4 protein-coding genes and 1 pseudogene are annotated in these 4,596 nt (G+C 59.8%); all 5 read left to right on the forward strand.

Going from position 1 to position 4,596, the window contains the following annotated elements:
• Positions 1-135, forward strand: a pseudogene (locus tag ACZ3HH_RS29250) (ABC transporter substrate-binding protein); the annotation flags it as partial.
• A gap of 11 nt (positions 136-146) precedes the next feature.
• Positions 147-1,109: a carbohydrate ABC transporter permease gene (locus tag ACZ3HH_RS29255; RefSeq protein ID WP_436275469.1), complete on the forward strand. Its 963-nt coding sequence runs from the start codon at positions 147-149 to the stop codon at positions 1,107-1,109.
• Positions 1,106-1,948, forward strand: coding sequence for a carbohydrate ABC transporter permease (locus tag ACZ3HH_RS29260; RefSeq protein ID WP_465809977.1), 843 nt, complete (start codon positions 1,106-1,108; stop codon positions 1,946-1,948). Before ACZ3HH_RS29255 ends, ACZ3HH_RS29260 begins: the two co-directional genes overlap by 4 nt.
• A 27-nt stretch (positions 1,949-1,975) precedes the next feature.
• Entirely contained in the window at positions 1,976-3,115 is a 1,140-nt protein-coding gene (locus ACZ3HH_RS29265; RefSeq protein ID WP_465809979.1) for an ABC transporter ATP-binding protein, read from the forward strand.
• 30 nt (positions 3,116-3,145) lie between these two features.
• Positions 3,146-4,596: glycoside hydrolase family 32 protein (locus ACZ3HH_RS29270; RefSeq protein WP_465809982.1), on the forward strand; the 1,451-nt coding region annotated here is incomplete at its 3' end.

Genomic DNA, 4,596 nt, shown 5'->3' on the forward strand with positions numbered 1-4,596 from the left:
GCCGATCGCTATCCACGCGTTTCCAATGCGTTCTTCGATCGAGTGCATGGCGTGCTGTCGGGCGAGTTGCCTGTGGATCAGGCACTGGCCGAGCTGGAGAGCGAGCTCACACGCATTAAACGCCAGAACTGGTAAGGGAAGTCATCATGCCTGTCTATTCTATCCCTGCCTCCCATGACGAGCTCCTCCCCCCCAGGGAAACGCCCGTACAGCGTCGCCGCGTACGCGCCGCCTGGCTGTTTCTATCGCCAATGTTGCTGTGCCTGGCCCTGGTGGCGGCCTGGCCGCTACTGCGCACGTTCTGGTTCAGCCTGACCGACGCCAGTCTGTCGGACACCGGTGGCGGAACCTTCATAGGTTTGAGCAATTATCTGTTCCACAACGGTTCCACCTGGTCGGGCATCCTGGTCGATCCGCAATGGTGGAACGCGGTGCGCAATACCTTGCATTTCACCGTGGTGTCGGTGGGACTGGAAGTCGTCCTGGGATTGCTGGTGGCGTTGCTGCTGAACATCAGGTTCACCGGACGTTCTTTGGTGCGGGCGTTGATTCTGATCCCCTGGGCGATTCCGACCATTGTCTCGGCGAAGATCTGGTCATGGATGCTTAACGACCAGTTCGGCATCATCAACCACCTGATGCTGAGCCTCGGCCTGATTGACGCGCCACTGGCCTGGACGGCGGATGCGGGCCTGTCGATGTGGGCGGTGATCATTGTCGACGTCTGGAAGACCGTACCCTTTGTCGCGCTGTTGACGCTGGCGGCCTTGCAGATGTTGCCGAGCGATTGCTACGAAGCCGCGAGGGTCGATGGCATTCATCCGCTGAAAGTGTTCTGGCGTGTCACCCTTCCCCTATTGATGCCTGCACTGTTGGTGGCGGCGATCTTCCGCATCCTCGACTCGCTGCGGGTGTTCGACGTGATCTATGTGCTGACTTCGAATTCATCGAGCACCATGAGCATGTCGGTCTACGCCCGCCAGCATTTGGTGGAGTTCCAGGACGTTGGTTATGGCAGCGCGGCCTCGACGCTGTTGTTTCTGGTGGTTGCGGTCATCGCCCTGCTCTATCTCTACCTCGGACGCCGTCAACTGGAGGTCCGGTCATGAGCCCGCGCCTATTGAAAAAAATGCTGTTGCGCCTCGGATTCTGGTGCCTCATCGGGGTGTTGCTGCTGTATGCGGTCTTCCCCTTCTACTATGCCATCGTCACGTCGTTGAAGCCGTCCAGCGCCTTGTTCGAGGTGAACTACTGGATTAAAAACCCCGACTTCTCCAATTACGCGGCGGTGCTCAACCAAGCCTCATTCCTGCGGGCTATCGGTAATTCACTGGTGGTCGCGCTTAGCGTGGTGACACTGGCGCTATTTCTCAGCCTGACCGCCGCCTATGCCTTGGGCCGGGTGAAGTTCCGTGGGCGTGGCACGGTGTTGATGATGGTCCTTGGCGTGTCGATGTTTCCTCAAGTCGCGGTGCTGTCGGGGTTGTTCGAAGTGATCCGCGCCCTGGGCCTGTACAACACGTCCTGGGCGTTGATCCTGAGCTACACGATTTTCACCCTGCCCTTCACCGTCTGGGTGCTGACCACGTTCATGGGACAGCTGCCCCATGAACTGGAAGAAGCGGCCATCATGGATGGCGCCTCCCCCTGGGTCACGCTGATCCGCGTGCTGTTGCCGCTGCTCTGGCCCGCACTGGTCACCACGGGCCTGTTGGCTTTCATCGCCGCCTGGAACGAGTTCCTGTTTGCCCTGACCTTCACCCTCACCGACACCCACCGCACGGTACCGGTTGCCATCGCCTTGATTTCCGGCAGCAGCCCCCATGAGTTGCCTTGGGGGTTGTTGATGGCCGCTTCGGTGGTGGTCACCGTTCCACTGGTGATTCTGGTGCTGATCTTCCAGCGTCGAATCGTTTCCGGTCTCACTGCCGGCGCGTTAAAGGGTTGATGCCCAACAACTATAAGGAACAGCATCGTGATCAAATTGAAGCTGGACAACGTGAACAAACAATTGGGCGGCATGCGGATTCTTCGCGACGTCAGCCTGGAAATCGCGGCGGGTGAATTCGTGGTGTTCGTCGGCCCTTCGGGCTGCGGAAAATCGACCCTGCTGCGACTGATCGCGGGACTGGATTCGATCTGCGCCGGCCACCTGCTGATCGACGGAAAACGGGTCAACGACCTGGAACCGCGCGAGCGTGGTGTCGGCATGGTGTTTCAGTCCTATGCGCTGTACCCGCACATGAGCGTCTACGACAACATCAGTTTTGGTCTCAAACTGGCCAAGACTGAAAAGACCAGCCTGCGCGAGCGCGTGCTGAAAACGGCGCAAATCCTGCAGTTGGACAAACTGCTGCAACGCAAGCCAAAGGAACTGTCCGGCGGGCAGCGTCAGCGGGTGGCCATGGGCAGGGCCATGGCGCGGGAACCGGACATTTTGTTGTTCGATGAGCCGCTCTCCAACCTGGATGCCTCCTTGCGCGTGCAGATGCGCAATGAAATCGCCCGGCTGCATGCTCGACTCGGCTCGACCATGATCTACGTCACCCACGATCAGGTGGAAGCGATGACCCTGGCTGACAAAATTGTCGTGCTCAATGGCGGCCACGTAGAGCAGGTCGGCTCACCGCGTGAACTCTATGAGCGCCCGGCCAGCCGCTTTGTCGCTGGCTTTCTCGGTTCGCCCCGCATGAATTTTCTGCCGGCGCGCCTGCAGACACCAGGCGAAACCAGCCTGGTCGATACCCTCGTATGGGGTATCACGCCCCTGCCCTTCGACAGCTCGAACCTGGCGGCAGGCACGCTGCTAAGCCTGGGGATTCGCCCGGAGCACCTGTCGCTCAAAACGGCGGATGGAACCGCCGGCGTCGTCGTGACCGCGGTCGAATACCTGGGCAGCGAAACCTATGTGCACCTCGATACCGGTCAGGACGAGCCACTGCTCTGTCGTTGCGAAGTCAGCGCCGGCTGGCAGGCAGGCGATCGGGTTGAGCTGCAACTGGACATCGACAACCTGCACCTGTTCGACGCCGATGGCACGGCCTTGAAGCACCAATCCATTGAAACCCTGCCCGATGGCGTTCCTCTGCGCTCGGCACGAGCAGGCGCCCTATAACCTTGTACTTGAATACCATGAGCGATCCAAATGTCTTGCACCCTTGAGCTTGCGCAACATGCACTGAGTGATGGCCTGTCGCGTGTCATCCACGATTACCGACCCGGTTATCATCTGGCCCCCCCGGCAGGCTGGATGAACGATCCCAATGGAGTGGTGTACTTTCGTGGCGAGTACCACGTGTTCTATCAACACCACCCCTTCGACGCGAAATGGGGTCCGATGTATTGGGGGCATGCCAAGAGTGCCGATCTGGTTTATTGGCAGCATCTGCCCATGGCACTGGCGCCCGGCGACGATTTCGACCGCGACGGTTGTTTTTCCGGTAGCGCGGTGGTGTGTGGCGATACCCTGGCACTGATCTACACCGGGCACACCTGGCTGGGGGAGGTAGGTGACGACAGCTCGATCCGTCAAGTCCAGTGCCTGGCCACCAGTACCGACGGCATACGGTTCGTCAAGCATGGCGCCGTCATCGACACCGCGCCGCAAGACACGATCATGCACTTTCGTGACCCCAAGGTATGGCAAGAGGATGACTATTGGTACCTGATTGCCGGCGCACGTCTGGGCGATGTGCCGTTGCTCCCGCTGTACCGTTCCACGGATCTGCACGCCTGGGAGTTCCTCGACTATGTGTCCAGCGGCAGCGAGGGCGATGGCTATATGTGGGAGTGTCCGGATCTGTTCCGACTGAACGGGCGCGATGTATTGCTGTATTCGCCCCAGGGCATGCAACCCGAGGGTTACGACCGGCTCAACAAGTACCATACCGGTTATCGAGTGGGTCACCTTGACAGCGAATGGCACTTCACCGGCGGGCCCTTTATCGAACTGGATAATGGCCACGATTTCTATGCCGCGCAAACGCTGCTGGCCGCCGATGGCCGGCGCCTGGTATGGGCTTGGCTCGACATCTGGGATAGCCTGATGCCCAGCCAGGCCCATCACTGGTGCGGCATGCTCAGTTTGCCGCGCGAACTGGAACTGCACGCTGATCGCCTATGCGTATTCCCGGCACGGGAGCTCACCGCGCTACGCAAGGCGCCATTGCCGAGCACACCCTGGTGGGATGAATCCGGAACCCGGTGGGTATCGGCAGTGAATGGCGACATGCTGGAAATCCATGTGCATCTGGATTTGCTCGGCTGCACCGACGGCCACCTGGGCATTGCCTTGCGCTGCAGCGACGATGGCCATGAAGAAACCCTGCTTTACTACGACGCATCGCTGCAGCGTCTGGTGCTGGACCGCAGCCACTCGGGTGCGCAAGTCATCGGTCAGCGCAGCGTGGCGATAGACCCGACCCAAAAGCGATTGGAGTTGCGCGTATTTCTCGATCGCTCGTCCATCGAGGTGTTCGACGAAAACGGCCGCTTCACTATCAGCAGTCGCCTCTATCCAAAGCTCGACAGTCTGGGCGTGAAGCTGTTTGCCAGCGGGAATGGCGGACGTGTCTCGATTCCCAAGGCATGGCCTCT

It is taken from the genome of Pseudomonas sp. PME37.24/025 (genome assembly GCF_055556615.1).